The following is a 15,978-nucleotide window of genomic DNA, read 5'->3' as shown; positions in this document are numbered from 1 at the left end:
TGGTTGATATAGAATGTGGGGATATAAGAAAATAAAGGTGGAGAATCAAAGGGGCACTATGAAAATGGTACTCCTTTTCTCTTGTTTAGGCGTTCAGAAATGAGCGTCTTTTTTCTTGCCTTAAAATTGGAAAGGAAGTGATAGTCATGCCGCAACTAAAAGAATAGGAATGACCACCGCCCAACACGTTGCGTACAGAGGATTACATCAAACAAGGGTGTAAATATTTTGCTTCCTTACTGGAATATGCAAATGCAAAGGGTTGTGACTTAAATTCTGTTATCCAGTTCTATAACTATGGCGGTGGATTCCTTGACTATTTGGCAGGGCATGGGAAAAAATACACCTTCCCCCTTGCAGAGAATTCCTCAAAAATGCAGTCTGACGTTGTTTTATACCTCGGTTTGTATATTTCCGTCAAAAGAAATATAATAAAATTATGGAGGTGTTATGCGTGGATTATATAACGACAAAAGAAGCAGCGAAAAATTGGGGAATCACAGACAGAATGGTAGTGTACTATTGCTCTGCTGAACGGATTAAGGAAGCTAAAAAAATGGGAAATACATGGCTTGTTCCGGTTGACGCTGAAAAACCGGCTGACGGACGATATAGGAGTAGTAAAGGATGGTGAAAATAAATGAAACGGATATTTTTGGTTGAGGACGATAAGGCAATCGGCAAAAACCTTATACTTTTGCTCCGCTCGGAGGGATTTACAGTCACTCACGCCCCTACGCGGAGTGAAGCCCTTGCCGCACTTGCTGGAAATAAATTTGACTTGGCGTTGATTGATATTTCTTTGCCTGACGGAAATGGCTTTACGGTTTGCACGGAAATCAAAGAAACGCAAGATCTTCCCGTTATTTTTCTGACGGCTTCCAGCGATGAGGCGAGTGTTGTTACTGGGCTGAATATGGGCGCGGACGACTATATCACTAAGCCTTTTCGTCCGCGTGAACTGATCGCACGAATCAGAACCGCCCTGCGAAAAAGCGGACGTTCTCCATCGGCTTTTGAAATCTGCGGGCTTCATGTCGATATGGCAAGCGGCATCGTGAAAAAGGACGGCAGCGAGGTTTTTCTTTCAGCCTTAGAATACCGCTTGTTGTTGGTGTTTATTAACAATCCCAAAAATATTATCACAAGGAGCAGGCTGCTTGACGAATTGTGGGACGCTGCGGGCGAGTTTGTCAATGACAATACATTGACCGTGTACATTAAACGCCTGCGGGAGAAGATAGAGAACAACCCCGCAAGCCCGCAAATCATTCTGACCGTTCGTGGGACAGGCTATAGATTGGGGGACGGATATGCTTCGAAATAGAGAGTTTCGTAAGTTTGCCATTTTGTTCTCCTTAATAGCTACCGTCGCTATAATACTGGGATTTGCAATCAATACAGCGGCTGGAATCCTTGCCATTGCTTCTGCCGCCGTCTTTGGCAAAGCGTTTTTCACGTTTACCAAAGCCCGATATAAAAGCATTGCGCAGATTTCAGATCAAATCGATCTTGTGCTTCATAACGCTGACCATCTGTATATTGGTGAATCGGACGAGGGCGAACTTTCCATTCTGCAAAGCGAGATAACAAAAATGACGCTGCGTATTCGGGAGCAAAACGACGCACTGAAAAAAGAAAAAGAACATCTTGCTGATTCGCTGGCTGACATAGCCCACCAACTCCGCACCCCTCTCACATCCGTAAACCTTATTCTGTCATTGTTAGAAAATAACCCTGACGAAAATGAACGGAAATCATTGATACGGGAAACAAAGGAATTGTTTGTACAGATGGATTGGCTGCTTACTTCTCTGTTAAAATTATCCCGCCTGGACGCGGGCATTGTGATGTTTAAAAGCGAGCAGATAGATGTAACCAGCTTGATATGCGCCGCCCTTCGTCCGTTCCAAATCCCAATGGAGCTGCACGATATTACTTTGCAAACAGACGTGCCAAAAGGCATGATTATTCAGGGCGATTTAGGTTGGCTTTCGGAAGCAATTCAAAATATCCTCAAAAATTGCATGGAAAGCGCAGGCGATAACGGGAAGATTGAGATTGTCTGCATGGACAACCCACTGTTTACCGAGATTGCCATCCACGACAGCGGCGCGGGCTTTGAAAAAGAAGATTTACCCTGCCTGTTTGATAGGTTCTATCGTGGAAAAAACGCAGGTGCTACAGGATACGGGATTGGATTGGCTCTCTGCAAGATGATTATAACACGTCAGGGAGGAATGATTACTGCCAAAAATCATCCACAGAGCGGCGCGATATTTTCCATTCGTTTCCCAAAGTGACTAATCTCTCACCTAAAAGTCACACAGCTGTAAGTTGAAGGTTCTATTATATAGGTAAACCATGAGAAAGGAGACTCACATAATGGAATTTTTAAAAGTTGAAAATTTATGTAAGGTCTATGGCAAGGGCGAAAACCAAGTTACCGCCCTTGACCATGTTTCGCTTACAATCGAAAAGGGAGAATTTACCGCAATCATCGGCTCCTCCGGCTCCGGTAAATCCACATTGCTTCATAGCATCGGTGGCGTGGACGTGCCCACAAGCGGAAAGGTGTATTTGGACGGGCAGGATGTATATGCCCAAAGCAATGAAAAACTCGCCATCTTCCGCAGGCGGCAGGTTGGGTTGATTTACCAGTTTCACAACCTCATTCCCACGCTGAATGTGGTGGAAAACATCACCTTGCCTATACTGATGGACAAGCGTAAGGTCAACAAGGAGAGGCTGAATGACTTGTTAGAACTGCTTGGGTTAAAAGACCGAAAAACGCATTTACCCAATCAGCTTTCGGGCGGTCAGCAACAGCGTGTTTCCATAGGACGTGCTTTGATGAATGCCCCAGCGGTGATGCTTGCCGATGAACCAACGGGCAGTTTGGACAGCCGAAATGGACATGAAATTATCAATCTGCTGAAATTAAGCAATCAAAAATATAGGCAGACCCTTATCGTCGTCACACATGACGAAAATATCGCCCTGCAAGCAGACCGTATTATCGGTATATCAGACGGTAAAGTAGTGCGAGATGAAAGGGTGAGACCATGAACATTTTCAACAAAGTTACACTACAAGGCATGAAAAAAAACCGTACACGAACACTTGTAACGATTATCGGAGTTATTCTGTCTGCTGCCATGATTACGGCAGTGGCTACCTTTGGTACTTCCCTGTTAAATTTTCTGGTAAAGGGTTCTATTGTGAAACACGGCGATTGGCACGTTGAGTTTTTGGATGTTAATTCCTCTTTCGCACAGAAACGAACCCAGGACAAGGACGTTAAAAACACAGCAACATTTGAAAATATCGGCTACGCAAAACTTGAAGGTGGGAAAAGCCCCGAAAAACCTTATCTTTTTATAGCCGGATTTAGCAAGGAAGCCTTTGATACCTTACCCTTAACCCTGGTTTCAGGCAGATTGCCGAAAAACAGTGGGGAGGTTCTTATCCCAGCGCACGTGGCGATAAAGGGCGGCGTTAGATTCAAGGTGGGAGACACGCTTTCACTTGATGTTGGAAACCGCATGAACGACAACAAGAATCTGGGTCAACACACCCCTTACATTTCCGGGAAAGAAACTATTGTGCCAAAAGCAGAGAGAACCTACATAGTTGTGGGTATCTGTGAAAGACCCGATTTTGAGGAACGTTCCGCACCGGGATACACCTTGATAACGAAAGCAGATACTCAAGACAAAGCGGACAGCTTCAGCATATTTGTCACACTTAAAAACCCGCGCAAAGTTAAGGCTTACGCAAGCAGCACAGCGGTCAGCCAAGCTTACGTCTTTAACGATAGTGTGCTGCAATTCATGGGCCTTTCCGACAATAAACTGTTCAACGCGCTTCTGTACACGGTTGGCGGCATTTTGCTTGTCATAATAATGATAGGCTCGATTTTTCTGATTTATAATTCATTCAACATATCGCTGAATGAGCGCACACATCAGTTCGGAATTCTCTCGTCAGTGGGTGCCACGGCAAAGCAACTGCGAAATTCGGTGCTGTTTGAGGGACTTTGCATTGGTGCAATGGGCATACCCATTGGCATTATAGTCGGCATAGGCAGTATTGGACTTATAATTCCTATTGTTGCCAGGAAGTTCGGGAACATTATCCCAAGCACCGTACCTTTAACTTTGTCGGTGTCTGTCCCTGCAATTGTTGCAGCAGCAGCGGTGAGTTTGGTTACCATTTTGATTTCAGCTTATATCCCGGCCAGGAAAGCCGCAAACACTCCCGTAATGGAGAGTATTCGCCAAACGGGCGAGGTCAAAACCGAATCGAAAACTGTGAAAACGTCAAAACTGGCACAGCGTATTTACGGTTTGGAAGGAACTCTTGCGCTAAAGAATTTTAAGAGAAACAAAAAACGCTATCGCAGCATTGTTCTATCTCTTGTTTTAAGTGTGGTGCTGTTTGTATCAGGAAATGCTTTTGGAACAACTCTGAAACGTCTTGCAGAACGATCCATAATGGACTTTGACTATGACATCGTTTTTACCACTCAGGGCATGAACGACAGCGAAATGTTCCCGCTTTACAACAAACTAAAAACCGCAGAGGGAGTTTACAAAAGCTCCTACCAAGCAATTTTCGCATATTCATGTACTGCCAAAGCAAGCGATTTTTCAGACCGTTATCGAAAATCCGCAGGTTATGCTGCACCGGACCAAACGGTTCATCTTCCAATGGACATCCAGTTTATTGAAGACAGCGAATATCTGAGTTTTATCAAAAAATTGGGCTTGTCCCGAGAAGAATATACTGGTAATGATGGTAAAATGATTGCCGTTGCAAAAAAACCGGTTGCGAAGAAAAACGGGCCAAGCGAACTGTTTGATATGTTTGCCAGTCATTCCATGACTTTCAGTGTGGCTCCCGAAATAAATGACAAGCCTAAGATGGAACAGAGTCAAAGCATAAACATTACCTTTGTGGATACATACCCGGTGGACCCTCTTAAGACAATAAAGCAATCTTCCGATAAGAATGCATACGTTTTTATGGTGGTGGCTCCCTATTCTCTCAAAGAGAAGTTTGAAACACCGGATATCCATACAGATATAGGACTGAGCTTTCTGTCAAAAAAGCCTTCGCAATCGGTGGCTAAAATGGAAACCATGATTCATGACGCAGGAATTACCTCTGCGTATAACCTGCAAAATATGTACACCGTGGTTGAACAATACTGCAGTCTAACATTTGTTATTGATGTTTTTACCTATGTTTTTGTCATCATGATTTCGCTGATTGCGGTTGCCAATGTGTTCAACACCATTTCCACGAATATCATGCTGCGCAAGCGAGAACTTGCCATGCTCCGCTCGGTGGGAATGTCTGAACGTGATTTCCAAAAGATGATGAATTTCGAGTGTGTCTTTTATGGCATGAGGACGTTACTATTCGGGATTCCAATATCTGCAATATGTTCTTGGCTGATTTACAAAGGGTTTGTGTCAGTAGAAAGGATGGATAACTTCCATTTTGTATTCCCTTGGGGCAGTATGGCAATCAGCGTGTTCAGCGTGCTCTTTATCGTGTTCATTACAATGCTGTATGCTATTCGTAAGATAAAAAAAGAAAATATCATTGACGCGCTTAGGGATGACATGACTTAATTCAAAACTAATATTAACTTAATAGAAAAAATCAAAAAACATCTGTGTGATTGAGTTTAAGTGATTCCCAATTGTCTTAAGGACGATTGGGACGCAGATGATATTGAGAAGAGGTGGTCTGAATGTCTTTAATGATGCCTGGTTGTATTTTAATGCTCATTTTTGTTATCAGCATGCTATATGAACCAAGAAGTTTCTGGAATGCACTGCTGCTGATGATGGCAATTGGCATTTTTCTTCTTGGATTTGGCTCTGCACCGGGAATCCGAGGAATGATTTTTGGGATTTTAACGATGCTGCTGATACCATTGATTTTTGTTGTTACTACCATCTTCCTCATTGTGAATGGTTTGGAGATGATGAAAAAAGAGGGACGGCGTTTGCAGAATGTTCTATCTTTATTGACGGGAATAGCCATGATCCTGGGAAGTATATTAACCATTGCTGGAATGTATTTTTTTCAGGATGCTTCGGTGATGAGGACGTTATTCTCACTGGTGTTGATTTTGGAGTTTTATATTACCTTTACGTTTTCTACACTGTTGATCTATTCGTTGATTTATACCTGTTTACCGAAAAGACTGAATTGTGCTTATATTATCGTCCATGGATGTGGTCTGATAGGCGGAGAAAGGGTATCTCCGCTGCTGAAAGGCAGAGTTGACAAAGCCGTCCGTATTTACCATAAATGCAGGCAGCATCCGAAGATTGTGGTATCAGGTGGTAAGGGCGATGATGAGAAGATATCGGAAGCAGCAGCAATGAAAAATTATCTTGTAGAAACCGGATTTCCAGAAGAGGATATCATTCTTGAGGAGCAGTCTAAGACTACTTTTGAAAATCTCAAAAATGTCAGAGATATGCTGGATGTGAATGGTGTGAAACACCGCTATATATTTGTGACGAATAATTATCATGTTTTCCGAACAAGTCTTTATGCAAAAAAACTTAAGATAAAGGCAAGCGGTGTTGGATGTGGAACAGCAGCTTATTACTGGCCAAGCGCCTTTATCCGTGAATATATAGCCATTATGTTCAGGTATAAATGGATATTTGCCGCGATTGTACTGTTGTGGGGGATAACAGTTGCCAAAATTTATTCTTGATGATAATTGAACAATAGACGTAACTAATCAGTCACCCCTGTAAAATCTTTAAAATACAGAATCCATCCTACACAAGTAATATAAATTACAAATGAATGCTACCCTGCGGTAATAAAAAACCTCAGTTGTGGCAGATGATGTTTTGCAGTCACAATGTGGCTATGCGGCGGTTTTGAAATAACAATCAAAACCGCCGTTTTTCTTTTTCTTTCCTTTCCTAAAGTGACGAATCTCTCACCGTAAAGTCACAGAAATGTAAGTTGAAGGCTTTATTATATAGGTAAACCATGAAAAAGGAGTGTAACAACATTATGAAAATCAGTATTAAAAACGTGAGTATGACATACAAAACAGGAAAAAAGGCACTAAGCAATTTGAATTTGGAAGTTAATAGCCCAAATTTTATAGGACTTTTGGGTCCCAATGGTGCTGGTAAAAGTACCTTTATGAAACTATTGGTATCGAAGATAATACCAACAGAAGGCGAAATAATTGTTGATGGTAAACCAATCCAAAAACATGAAAAAGAACTCAGAAAGCAGCTCGGGTATTTGCCTCAAAGCTTTGGTTTATATGACGAATTAACAGTTTATGAGTTTTTGGATTACATGTGTGCATTAAAAGAAATTAAAAAAAATGTGAAGGGGATTATCAGACAAGCTATTGAACAGACTAATTTGCAAGAAAAAAGAAATTTCAAAATTAAAACTCTTTCAGGCGGTCAAAGACAGCGTGTTGGTATAGCACAAGTATTACTTGGAAATCCTGAGCTTATCATTTTAGATGAACCTACAGTTGGACTTGACCCAGAAGAAAGAATTAAATTTAGAAATATATTTTCGCAGACTGCAAATGACAAAATAGTATTACTTTCCACTCACATCATCGATGATATACAAGCCATTTGCAATAGAATTATAATCATTAATAACGGTAGGATTCTATTTGACGGAACTTCGCCGGATTTAATAAAAGCTGTACACGGGCGTGTTGGTTTTATTGAGGAAAAAGATAACAAGGCTTTAGAAAAAAGAATTGGAGGTAAGTATATAATCACATCCAAATTGTTTACAGGTAATGGCATCTCTTGTCGTGTTATTGGCAAAGAAATAGAAAGCTCTATTCCACTGGTAGAGCCTACCCTTGAAGATGCCTACACATACGTCATACACAATGGGGGTGTCAATTAAATGAAGAATACATTTTTTACCTATGAAACGAAGCGAATTCTGAAGTCAAAGTTTACCCAAATAATAATCTTGCTTACGTCAGTTTTTCCTTTGATTGCTGCACTACTTTCAACCTACATTACCGAAGATATTAGCAAGTTGATACTTGGAGTAAAGAGCTCTACTCTTTTATCTCAAACCATACTTTTTCCTGCAAAGGCAGGGGCAGTACTTTCAACCCTTGCCTTTACTGCACTAACAGTTTTTGAGTTTGATAAAATACTTAGGTTTAGAGTTAATTATATAATTGAACCAATATCAAGTTCCATAAAGATAAATTTAACCAAAATTACAGGTTTAATGTGTGCTGGTTTTATTTCAACAGTGGCTTCAATGATAATTATGATTCCTCACTATATATTTAACATGGGCAGTTTAAGCACTTTTAGTTATTTCCTGCTCAGTTACTCCATAATAATTTTTGGCTCGATTGTGCTAACAATTCTTATGACCGCAGGATTTTATCTTATATTTAGGAACGTTAATATAACCTGCATTATTATGCTTTTAGCGGTGCTTTTTAGTTTTTTAACAGGAAATATCAATTATCAATATATGTGGGTTCAGACAGGTGCTAGTGGACTTTCCCAAAATTTCGGAGGCGGGAATATCGTTTTGGGAATGCTCTGGAATAGGCTCTTTGGGTTATCGGTAGCTATGTCCATATTTTTATTCGGTATGTTGTGCGATAGATGTTATGAAAAAGGATTATTTAAATCTATCTTTAAAAACTGTAAAAAATATAAGTTGATACCAATTTGCTTTTTGGTTTCTCTTTTTGGAGTATTTTTTGTTTTTCAGAATGAACCAATTTTCAAACCAATTTCACTTACGGATATCGCGTCAGTATTGATTAGTGGTAAAAAAGAAACGCCTGTAAACAATAGTGTCATAGGAACTTCAAATATGTTTGTAGATCTTAAGGTAGAAAAAAATAAAAATTGTGCTAGCGGAGCTTACTTTCAAGAACTGCAAAACGGAACTGATAAGCCTCAAAACATATATTTTGAATTAGCAGATGGTTACCACATTAATGAGATCAAGTTAGACAATGTAAACATAAACTACACCAAGGTTTCGCCAAAGATTTTGAGCAGCGCAAAACTTAACAACGTTTTTGAAATAAGCATTCCAAGAAACACTAAAACTAAATTAAGCATAAGGTATTCAGGTACACCGAAAGCCAAAAGTACAACTAAAGATTTTTCCCAAGGAATTAGCAAAAATTATGTAAGGTTAAATGGCACCACGGACATTGCTCCTGTTGTTTGTGTTGAACAAAATGATAGGATTATTGAAGGAACAATAAAAATGGACTCAAAGTTTACAGTCATAACTCAGGGAGAAAAAAATCGCAAAATTTCTGAGAAGGATGGTTTTACTACTTGGAGTTTTTCTTGGGATAAATTAAGTAACTTATCTTTGACAGCCGGACGATATGGAATATTTGAAAGAAATGTAAGGGGCACAAATGTGGAGTTTTTCTATCCATTATCTGCGAGAAAAGAATTTGAATCCAGAGGAAATGACACGCTTGATATATTCTCATTCTTTTCGGAAAAATTTGGGCCCCTAGGCAAAGATAGTCTTAAAGTAGTCGTAACATCAGGAGTACAAGGCGGAGGTGGATTTCAAAACGGAAATATTTCTTATGTTTCCGAAGATTGTTTAAAGAAAAAATCCAACGTGGATTCATCGACAGCATCTTCTTCTGACACCTTTGCTTTGTTGACCCATGAAATTGCTCATCAATGGTGGGGCACTGGAATAGATGTATCTAACGAAAAAAGCCCTAATCAAATAGATAAAAATCACGATGAATGGTCAAATGAAGCTTTTGCGGATTTTAGCACTTATTTATTCTTGAAAAACAAATTTGGAAAAGACTATGCAGAAAATTTATTGCTGAAAAAATGGGAAGAAGCAACAAAGGAATTAAATCGAAACTTTTATCGAAGAAATCCTGAATACATGAACAAATTATCAATGCTTCCAAAGTATTACGTCTCATTATTTTTAAGAGGTGGTAAAGTTTATGGTTTGGGGCCACTTGAAATTTACAATGTTTATAATAATATTGGTGAAGAAAATTATTTTAATTCCATGAAATTTATTTACAAAGAATATTATGGTAAAAAAGATAAAAAACTATCTTTTTCTGAGTTTTTAAATATTACTGGTGCTAAAAGGAGGTAGTTGTCAATGGATATAAAAATTCTTAAATACGAACTAAAAAGAATAATTTTTTCAAAAATGTTTGTGATAACTTTCATAATTGCACTTTTCTTTTCAGTGATTGACCTATATACAGAAATAATACAAGGTGTTTCTGGTACATCACCTTTTTCCAAGTGGAGTTATTGCAAGTTTTTGTGTGATATAAATACGATTATGTTATTAATTCTAATGCTTTCTTGCACAGGACTTTTTTCTAGAAAGGAGCAAAGAGTAAGAGAAATTACTTCTTGTACGTCTTTACCACAGAAAAAGTATTTGGCTACAAAAAGTTTTGCCCTTTTTATTTCTTACTTAATTATTGCGGTATGCTGCATTTTCATAAGTTTTGTGTTTTACAACAGAACTTTTGATTTTGCAAGTTTTCAAAACTTTTTATTACCGATGTTAATAATACTACTTCCTACTTTTCTGTTTGTTTTTGGAACTAGTATGTTTTTAGGCAGCAAAAGCCAAACTTTGCTTTATGCTTGGATTCCAATTGTTTTGATTTTGTCATTGATAAGTTTTAATAGCACACCTTTTATTGATATTTTCGCCAAAGGGTATGTGACTTATATGCCTACAGTTCTACCCGTTGATAGTCTCGGTGAACCTGCTTTTAGTTTGTCTTTAAATTTTATAATGAGTAGGTTGCTATTTACTCCAGTAGGAATGGTTTTATATGTGGCTTCATTTAAGAAGCTTTCTAGAAAATCTTAAAAAGTTAGTATAAGTCTATTAAGACAAAAGCTAATTTTTGTGCGGTATTAAAATTTGTAAATGGTACTTAGCTCTGTCGCACAGCAGGAAGTAGAAAATATTTCTGCCAATGTGAAAAAGGGATTGAAAATGAAGGTGAATCTTGGATACGTAACAAAATACGGCAGCTCGACTTGGGCATCTTCTACTATTCTTGGTATTATAAAAAACGAGAAATATAAAAGTGATTTATTGCTGGGTAAGACCTTTACAGTTGACCCGATTTCCAAACTGGATAAAGATATTGAATCAATCGAAGGAAAGAAAAGCAAACTGGTTGATATGCGGCTTGAATATACCATTGATAAGGCTTCCTATGAAGTGAAATATTCTTCTTTTACAGAGAAGCAGGAACAATTATTAAAAGAACGAGGTTCAATCTTTGCATTTCCATAGTAGTTACGACACATGTAGAGCGTGTTGTGAAGATAGAGAAGAAATAGATTTTCTTGATTCACTCTTTATTGACTTTTTTGATGTGTAATAGTATAATGATAAAAAAATTGAAATTTGAGGTGAAAAAATGATTAATTTCTCTTGCTAATTTTTAAAGTACATTTGATACAAAGATAAATAGGTGTGTTCTGTTTGTTTTGTTGTACTTATGCAAGAAAGTTATTCTTTTTTCTCTTAATATATGCACTTGTGTTATGCTATAATGATTAGCTTAATTACGTATATCTATGAGCTGTAAGAATAATTAATTCTTGCAGCTCTTATTTTTTTATAAATAATTCGAACAAGGAGGATAAATAATATTATGATAAATAAAGACACTTTGCTAACACATGATAATCTCCATATAGAGTCGGATATTGCAGGCGACACTTATATGGAGTAATAACAAGGTCGCCTATTGTTCCGACTTTGTTACTTATACTATTAAATACAGAGGAGGACAAAAATATGTCTTTAATAAATGTTACAAACCTAACCTTCGCTTATGAAGGTAGCTATGATAATATTTTTGAAAATGTAAGTTTTCAAATTGATACCGATTGGAAATTGGGGTTTACTGGAAGAAATGGAAGAGGGAAGACTACTTTTCTAAATCTTTTGCTTGAGAAATACGAATATAATGGAAACATTTCAGCTGATGTGACTTTTGAATATTTTCCTTATGAGGTGCAGGAGCAGAGCAATTTCACCATAGATATCATAAGGGAGATTAGTCCAAATTCAATGGATTGGGAAATAGTAAAAGAATTATCTTTGTTAGATATGGACTACGATGCTTTATATAGACAGTTTTATACACTATCTAAAGGAGAGCAGACTAAAGCACTGTTGGTTGCTATGTTTTTGAAGGAGAGCTCCTTCTTGCTTATTGATGAGCCTACCAATCATTTGGATGCTGAAGCTAGGCAAAAACTAAGTAATTACTTGAAAAAAAAGAAAGGATTTATTCTAATTTCACATGATAGGTCTTTTTTGGATAATTGTGTTGACCATATCTTGTCTATTAATAAAACTAATATTGAAATACAAAAAGGAAATTTTTCTTCATGGTGGAGAAACAAAGAATTACAAGATGGTTTTGAGCTAGTAGAAAACGAGAAATTGAAAAAAGATATTAACAGACTTTCCAGCTCAGCAAAACGTACATCTACGTGGTCAGATAGTGTTGAAAGCAGCAAGCATGGAACTACTAATTCTGGGAGCAAATTAGATAAAGGATATGTTGGACATAAAGCTGCAAAAATGATGAAGCGTGCTAAAAATATAGAAGCTAGACAACAAAGCATGATTGAGGAAAAATCAAAGCTTCTTAAAAATATTGAATCTAATGAAAGTTTAAAAATAGTACCGCTTACTTTCCATGATAAAAAGCTTGTAGAACTTACAGATGTTGCAATTGAATATGATGATACAATTGTCTGTGAGGGAGTAAACTTCACTATAGAGCAAGGTGAAAGAATTGCTATTCAAGGAAAGAATGGTAGCGGAAAATCAAGTATATTGAAATTAGTTTATGGAGAAGACATTCCCCATAGTGGAATTGTAAGAAAGAATAATAAGTTAATCATTTCGTATGTTTCACAAGATACTTCAGATTTATATGGTAACTTATCTGAATATGCAGATAAAAACTGTATTGACGAGAGTTTATTTAAATCGATACTTAGAAAGCTTGATTTTTCAAGAGAACAGTTTGAAAAGAATATCGAGGATTTTAGTGGAGGACAGAAGAAAAAGGTATTGATTGCTAAAAGTTTGTGTGAACGGGCACATTTGTATATTTGGGATGAACCATTGAATTTTATTGATGTCATTTCTCGTATGCAGATTGAGAAATTGTTAATTGAACATGAACCTACAATTTTGTTTATTGAGCATGATAGTGCATTTTGTGAAAATGTTGCAACAAAAACAATAAAATTGTAAAGGTAGAAATGGCGATTAATATGTTTAATGGGAATATAAAAGTAACACACAATAGGCTCCATGCAAAGCCAGATGCTTTGGGCGACGCTTGCATGGAGTAATATAAGTCGCTAATTATACTGGCTTTGCTTCCTAACTATTAATAGTGAGGAGGAAGCCGACATGAAACAGACAAAAACGAAATACGGAAAAATAAAACAAATAGTATCAAATCTAAAATTACCTGATTATAGATACGAGCAGCTTACAAAAGCTATTTTTCATCAAAGAATAGATAATTTTGAAGATATGCATATACTACCAAAAGCGTTAAGGATGGCTTTAGTAAATGAGTTTGGAAAGAATGTATCTAGTGTAATACCTGTTTTTTCACAAGATTCTAAACAAGCTCAAAAATTGTTATTTGAATTGACTGATGGAGAAAGAGTAGAAGCTGTTGGACTAAAGTATAAACAGGGGTGGGAATCGTTTTGCATTTCTTCCCAATGCGGTTGTGGTTTTGGATGTCGCTTTTGTGCAACGGGAAGTGCTGGATTTAAACGCAATCTTACTGCTGATGAGATAACTGACCAATTACTTTATTTCTATTTTAATGACCATAGATTGAATAGTATTTCATTTATGGGAATGGGTGAGGCTTTTGCAAATCCGGAGTTATTTGATGCAGTAAAAATTTTAACTGATGAAAATTTATTTGGGTTAAGTCAACGAAGAATTACTATTTCAACAATTGGCATTATACCAGGAATTCAAAGATTGACCAAAGAATTTCCACAAGTGAATCTGGCTTTTTCACTTCATTCACCATTTGAAAGCCAACGAAGCGATTTAATGCCTATAAATAAAAGATTTCCATTGAATGAGGTGATGAAGACATTAGATGAACACATCATTCATACGGGACGACGAGTGTTTATTGCTTATATTATGCTTGAAGGAATTAATGATTCGAAAGAGCATGCAGAGGCAGTTGTAGGTTTATTGAAAAATCGTGGTTCATGGGAGCATTTATATCATATTGATTTGATACCTTATAATTCTACGGACAAAACAACTTTTAAATTTCAATCTTCAAGTGCTATCAAGCAATTTTGCAATACACTAAAGAAAGCTGGTATTAGTGCAACTGTTAGAACACAATTTGGTTCTGAAATTAGTGCTGCTTGCGGACAGTTGTGTTATGAAAATGAATTATGATGTTAGCTCAAAAATATCCATTTAAGTAGAGAAATAGTCTCATTTTAAAGATTTTTAATTAAATAAAGCAGTTATTGATGGAGAAACTAAATATGATACGACTAATCCAATTCGTTTTTCTACAGATTTCAAGAAGTATTTGAGAAATGTTATATAAAAACTTTCATTGATGATTATTTATAAATTACCGAGCGTAATTGGGTATATTAGCAGAGCCAACAGAATATTCCGCTAAAACCACAATAAGCCTTAGAACTGTTTATAAAATCAGCATTACAGAACATTTCGTTCGCTCAGTACCAGTTTGAAAAGCTGTATTTACTTGGCAAAGATGTTTCTAAGGATGTAGGAATCGCCGTTAAGTAGCTTGAATGTTACGTTTACATTGGACGTAGCAACTCAGGTTGACATTGTAATAAAACACTATTATAATCAATGGAATAAGTAATGAAAGGAGTGCACTATTAGCATGCTAAGTACATTTTCCCCGGTGTGTTATGCATAGCAAAGGCTATTGCATACAACTGAATGAATGAAATAGCCTTTGCTCGAACCTAAGAAACTTTAGGAGGGAGCATAATGGGCTACAAACAAGCTAACAAAATATTTCCAGCTGATTTGCTAAACGAGATACAAAACTATGTTGATGGACAATATGTTTATATTCCCCGCAAAGACGGTAATCAAAGAATGTGGGGGGAAGTTAATAGAAGCAAGGAAATAATCAGTAAAAGAAACATTGAGATTTTTAAAAAATATGACAATGGGATTTCTGTAAAAGAACTTGCATCAATGTATTATTTATCTCCAAAAACTATATATAAAATTATTAACAAAATAAAATTTAGTTTATAATTTTAAGAAAAGCGATATGGGAAACTTCCCTATGTCGCTTTTTTGTGTGCGCTCAACGTGGAGTAATCTAATGGGGAAAAGCCTCGAGCGCTGTTTGTAGTGACAAACAGATACAGTAAAGAAAATTACAAGTCAACCTTAAAGTGTTTGTTAATGTGGTGCAAGGAGTTAGAGAGCAGAATAGTATTTCAACTGTCGAAAGTATTGGGAAATAGGATGGATCCAATATTTGAGAAGGCTTTCAATAAATGCAGCTTTGGTTACAGACTAGCACGTTCCCATCTAGGACACTATGAGGAAGATATGGCAAGAAATACACAAGGTAAAGAATGGATTGTAGATGGAAATTTTTGAACAGTCGGCCATGGAAGGTTAATTAATTTTGAAAAACATTGCTAAAATGAATACTAAACGGTATGCAAGATGCTGTAGAAAGTCGGCCATTCAATTAGCAGGAAGACTCCTATTTGATTGTTAAGCAAAGAGTAGAGAAGTGATATGCAGGTTATCTGTTATAATAAAAAATGAGCAAAGCTACTTATAGAAACAGTTACAAGTAATAAAATATGGTAGTACTTATTAAATTGA

At 37.0% G+C, this 15,978-nt stretch carries 13 protein-coding genes and 2 pseudogenes; all 15 read left to right on the top strand.

Going from position 1 to position 15,978, the window contains the following annotated elements; translation table 11 throughout:
* Positions 1 to 176 precede the first annotated feature (176 nt).
* Positions 177 to 386, top strand: a pseudogene (locus ACYUDJ_RS12465) (lysozyme family protein); the annotation flags it as partial.
* A 68-nt stretch (positions 387 to 454) separates the two neighbouring features.
* Positions 455 to 634 (top strand): helix-turn-helix domain-containing protein, encoded by a 180-nt coding sequence (locus tag ACYUDJ_RS12460; protein ID WP_043032569.1) that lies wholly within the window; start codon positions 455 to 457, stop codon positions 632 to 634.
* A gap of 6 nt (positions 635 to 640) precedes the next feature.
* Positions 641 to 1,327, top strand: coding sequence for a response regulator transcription factor (locus tag ACYUDJ_RS12455; RefSeq protein WP_003483102.1), 687 nt, complete (start codon positions 641 to 643; stop codon positions 1,325 to 1,327).
* Positions 1,314 to 2,303 carry a sensor histidine kinase gene (locus ACYUDJ_RS12450; RefSeq protein ID WP_003483104.1) on the top strand — a complete coding sequence of 330 codons (990 nt, stop codon included), beginning with the start codon at positions 1,314 to 1,316 and terminating at the stop codon, positions 2,301 to 2,303. The genes ACYUDJ_RS12455 and ACYUDJ_RS12450 overlap by 14 nt, the downstream gene beginning before the upstream one ends.
* Before the next feature lie 82 nt (positions 2,304 to 2,385).
* On the top strand, positions 2,386 to 3,069 hold the full coding sequence (locus ACYUDJ_RS12445; RefSeq protein WP_042384139.1) for an ABC transporter ATP-binding protein: 684 nt from the start codon (positions 2,386 to 2,388) through the stop codon (positions 3,067 to 3,069).
* Positions 3,066 to 5,642 (top strand): ABC transporter permease, encoded by a 2,577-nt coding sequence (locus ACYUDJ_RS12440; protein WP_043032568.1) that lies wholly within the window; start codon positions 3,066 to 3,068, stop codon positions 5,640 to 5,642. Before ACYUDJ_RS12445 ends, ACYUDJ_RS12440 begins: the two co-directional genes overlap by 4 nt.
* A 122-nt stretch (positions 5,643 to 5,764) precedes the next feature.
* Positions 5,765 to 6,748, top strand: a complete 984-nt coding sequence (locus ACYUDJ_RS12435) for a YdcF family protein (RefSeq protein ID WP_043032567.1) — start codon at positions 5,765 to 5,767, stop codon at positions 6,746 to 6,748.
* A 311-nt stretch (positions 6,749 to 7,059) separates the two neighbouring features.
* Positions 7,060 to 7,938, top strand: a complete 879-nt coding sequence (locus ACYUDJ_RS12430) for an ATP-binding cassette domain-containing protein (RefSeq protein ID WP_043032566.1) — start codon at positions 7,060 to 7,062, stop codon at positions 7,936 to 7,938.
* Positions 7,939 to 8,028: 90 nt separating this feature from the next.
* Positions 8,029 to 10,173 (top strand): gluzincin family metallopeptidase, encoded by a 2,145-nt coding sequence (locus ACYUDJ_RS12425; RefSeq protein WP_243156745.1) that lies wholly within the window; start codon positions 8,029 to 8,031, stop codon positions 10,171 to 10,173.
* Between the two features lie 6 nt (positions 10,174 to 10,179).
* The gene (locus tag ACYUDJ_RS12420; protein ID WP_043032564.1) at positions 10,180 to 10,914 is read left to right on the top strand and encodes a hypothetical protein; all 735 of its coding nucleotides are present in this window, start codon (positions 10,180 to 10,182) and stop codon (positions 10,912 to 10,914) included.
* Positions 10,915 to 10,974: 60 nt separating this feature from the next.
* Positions 10,975 to 11,184, top strand: a pseudogene (locus tag ACYUDJ_RS12415) (recombinase family protein); the annotation flags it as partial.
* Positions 11,185 to 11,859: 675 nt separating this feature from the next.
* A complete protein-coding gene (locus ACYUDJ_RS12410) occupies positions 11,860 to 13,338 on the top strand; it encodes an Lsa family ABC-F type ribosomal protection protein (RefSeq protein ID WP_003483118.1) in 1,479 nt (492 codons plus the stop codon).
* A gap of 162 nt (positions 13,339 to 13,500) precedes the next feature.
* Positions 13,501 to 14,535 carry a Cfr family 23S rRNA (adenine(2503)-C(8))-methyltransferase gene (locus ACYUDJ_RS12405; protein ID WP_043032563.1) on the top strand — a complete coding sequence of 345 codons (1,035 nt, stop codon included), beginning with the start codon at positions 13,501 to 13,503 and terminating at the stop codon, positions 14,533 to 14,535.
* A 579-nt stretch (positions 14,536 to 15,114) separates the two neighbouring features.
* Positions 15,115 to 15,390 carry a CD3324 family protein gene (locus tag ACYUDJ_RS12400; protein ID WP_003483122.1) on the top strand — a complete coding sequence of 92 codons (276 nt, stop codon included), beginning with the start codon at positions 15,115 to 15,117 and terminating at the stop codon, positions 15,388 to 15,390.
* Between the two features lie 99 nt (positions 15,391 to 15,489).
* Entirely contained in the window at positions 15,490 to 15,744 is a 255-nt protein-coding gene (locus ACYUDJ_RS12395) for an RNA-dependent RNA polymerase family protein (protein WP_139814342.1), read from the top strand.
* Positions 15,745 to 15,978: the final 234 nt, after the last annotated feature.

The organism is Clostridium sp. CTA-6 (assembly GCF_054768115.1).
This window is presented reverse-complemented; position numbering and strand designations above follow the sequence as displayed.

Coding starts and splice junctions, on each gene's coding strand:
- ACYUDJ_RS12455 (WP_003483102.1), top strand. CDS start 641: ATGAAACGGATATTTTTGGTTGAGGACGATAAGGCAATCGGCAAAAAC.
- ACYUDJ_RS12450 (WP_003483104.1), top strand. CDS start 1,314: ATGCTTCGAAATAGAGAGTTTCGTAAGTTTGCCATTTTGTTCTCCTTA.
- ACYUDJ_RS12445 (WP_042384139.1), top strand. CDS start 2,386: ATGGAATTTTTAAAAGTTGAAAATTTATGTAAGGTCTATGGCAAGGGC.
- ACYUDJ_RS12440 (WP_043032568.1), top strand. CDS start 3,066: ATGAACATTTTCAACAAAGTTACACTACAAGGCATGAAAAAAAACCGT.
- ACYUDJ_RS12435 (WP_043032567.1), top strand. CDS start 5,765: ATGTCTTTAATGATGCCTGGTTGTATTTTAATGCTCATTTTTGTTATC.
- ACYUDJ_RS12430 (WP_043032566.1), top strand. CDS start 7,060: ATGAAAATCAGTATTAAAAACGTGAGTATGACATACAAAACAGGAAAA.
- ACYUDJ_RS12420 (WP_043032564.1), top strand. CDS start 10,180: ATGGATATAAAAATTCTTAAATACGAACTAAAAAGAATAATTTTTTCA.
- ACYUDJ_RS12410 (WP_003483118.1), top strand. CDS start 11,860: ATGTCTTTAATAAATGTTACAAACCTAACCTTCGCTTATGAAGGTAGC.
- ACYUDJ_RS12405 (WP_043032563.1), top strand. CDS start 13,501: ATGAAACAGACAAAAACGAAATACGGAAAAATAAAACAAATAGTATCA.
- ACYUDJ_RS12400 (WP_003483122.1), top strand. CDS start 15,115: ATGGGCTACAAACAAGCTAACAAAATATTTCCAGCTGATTTGCTAAAC.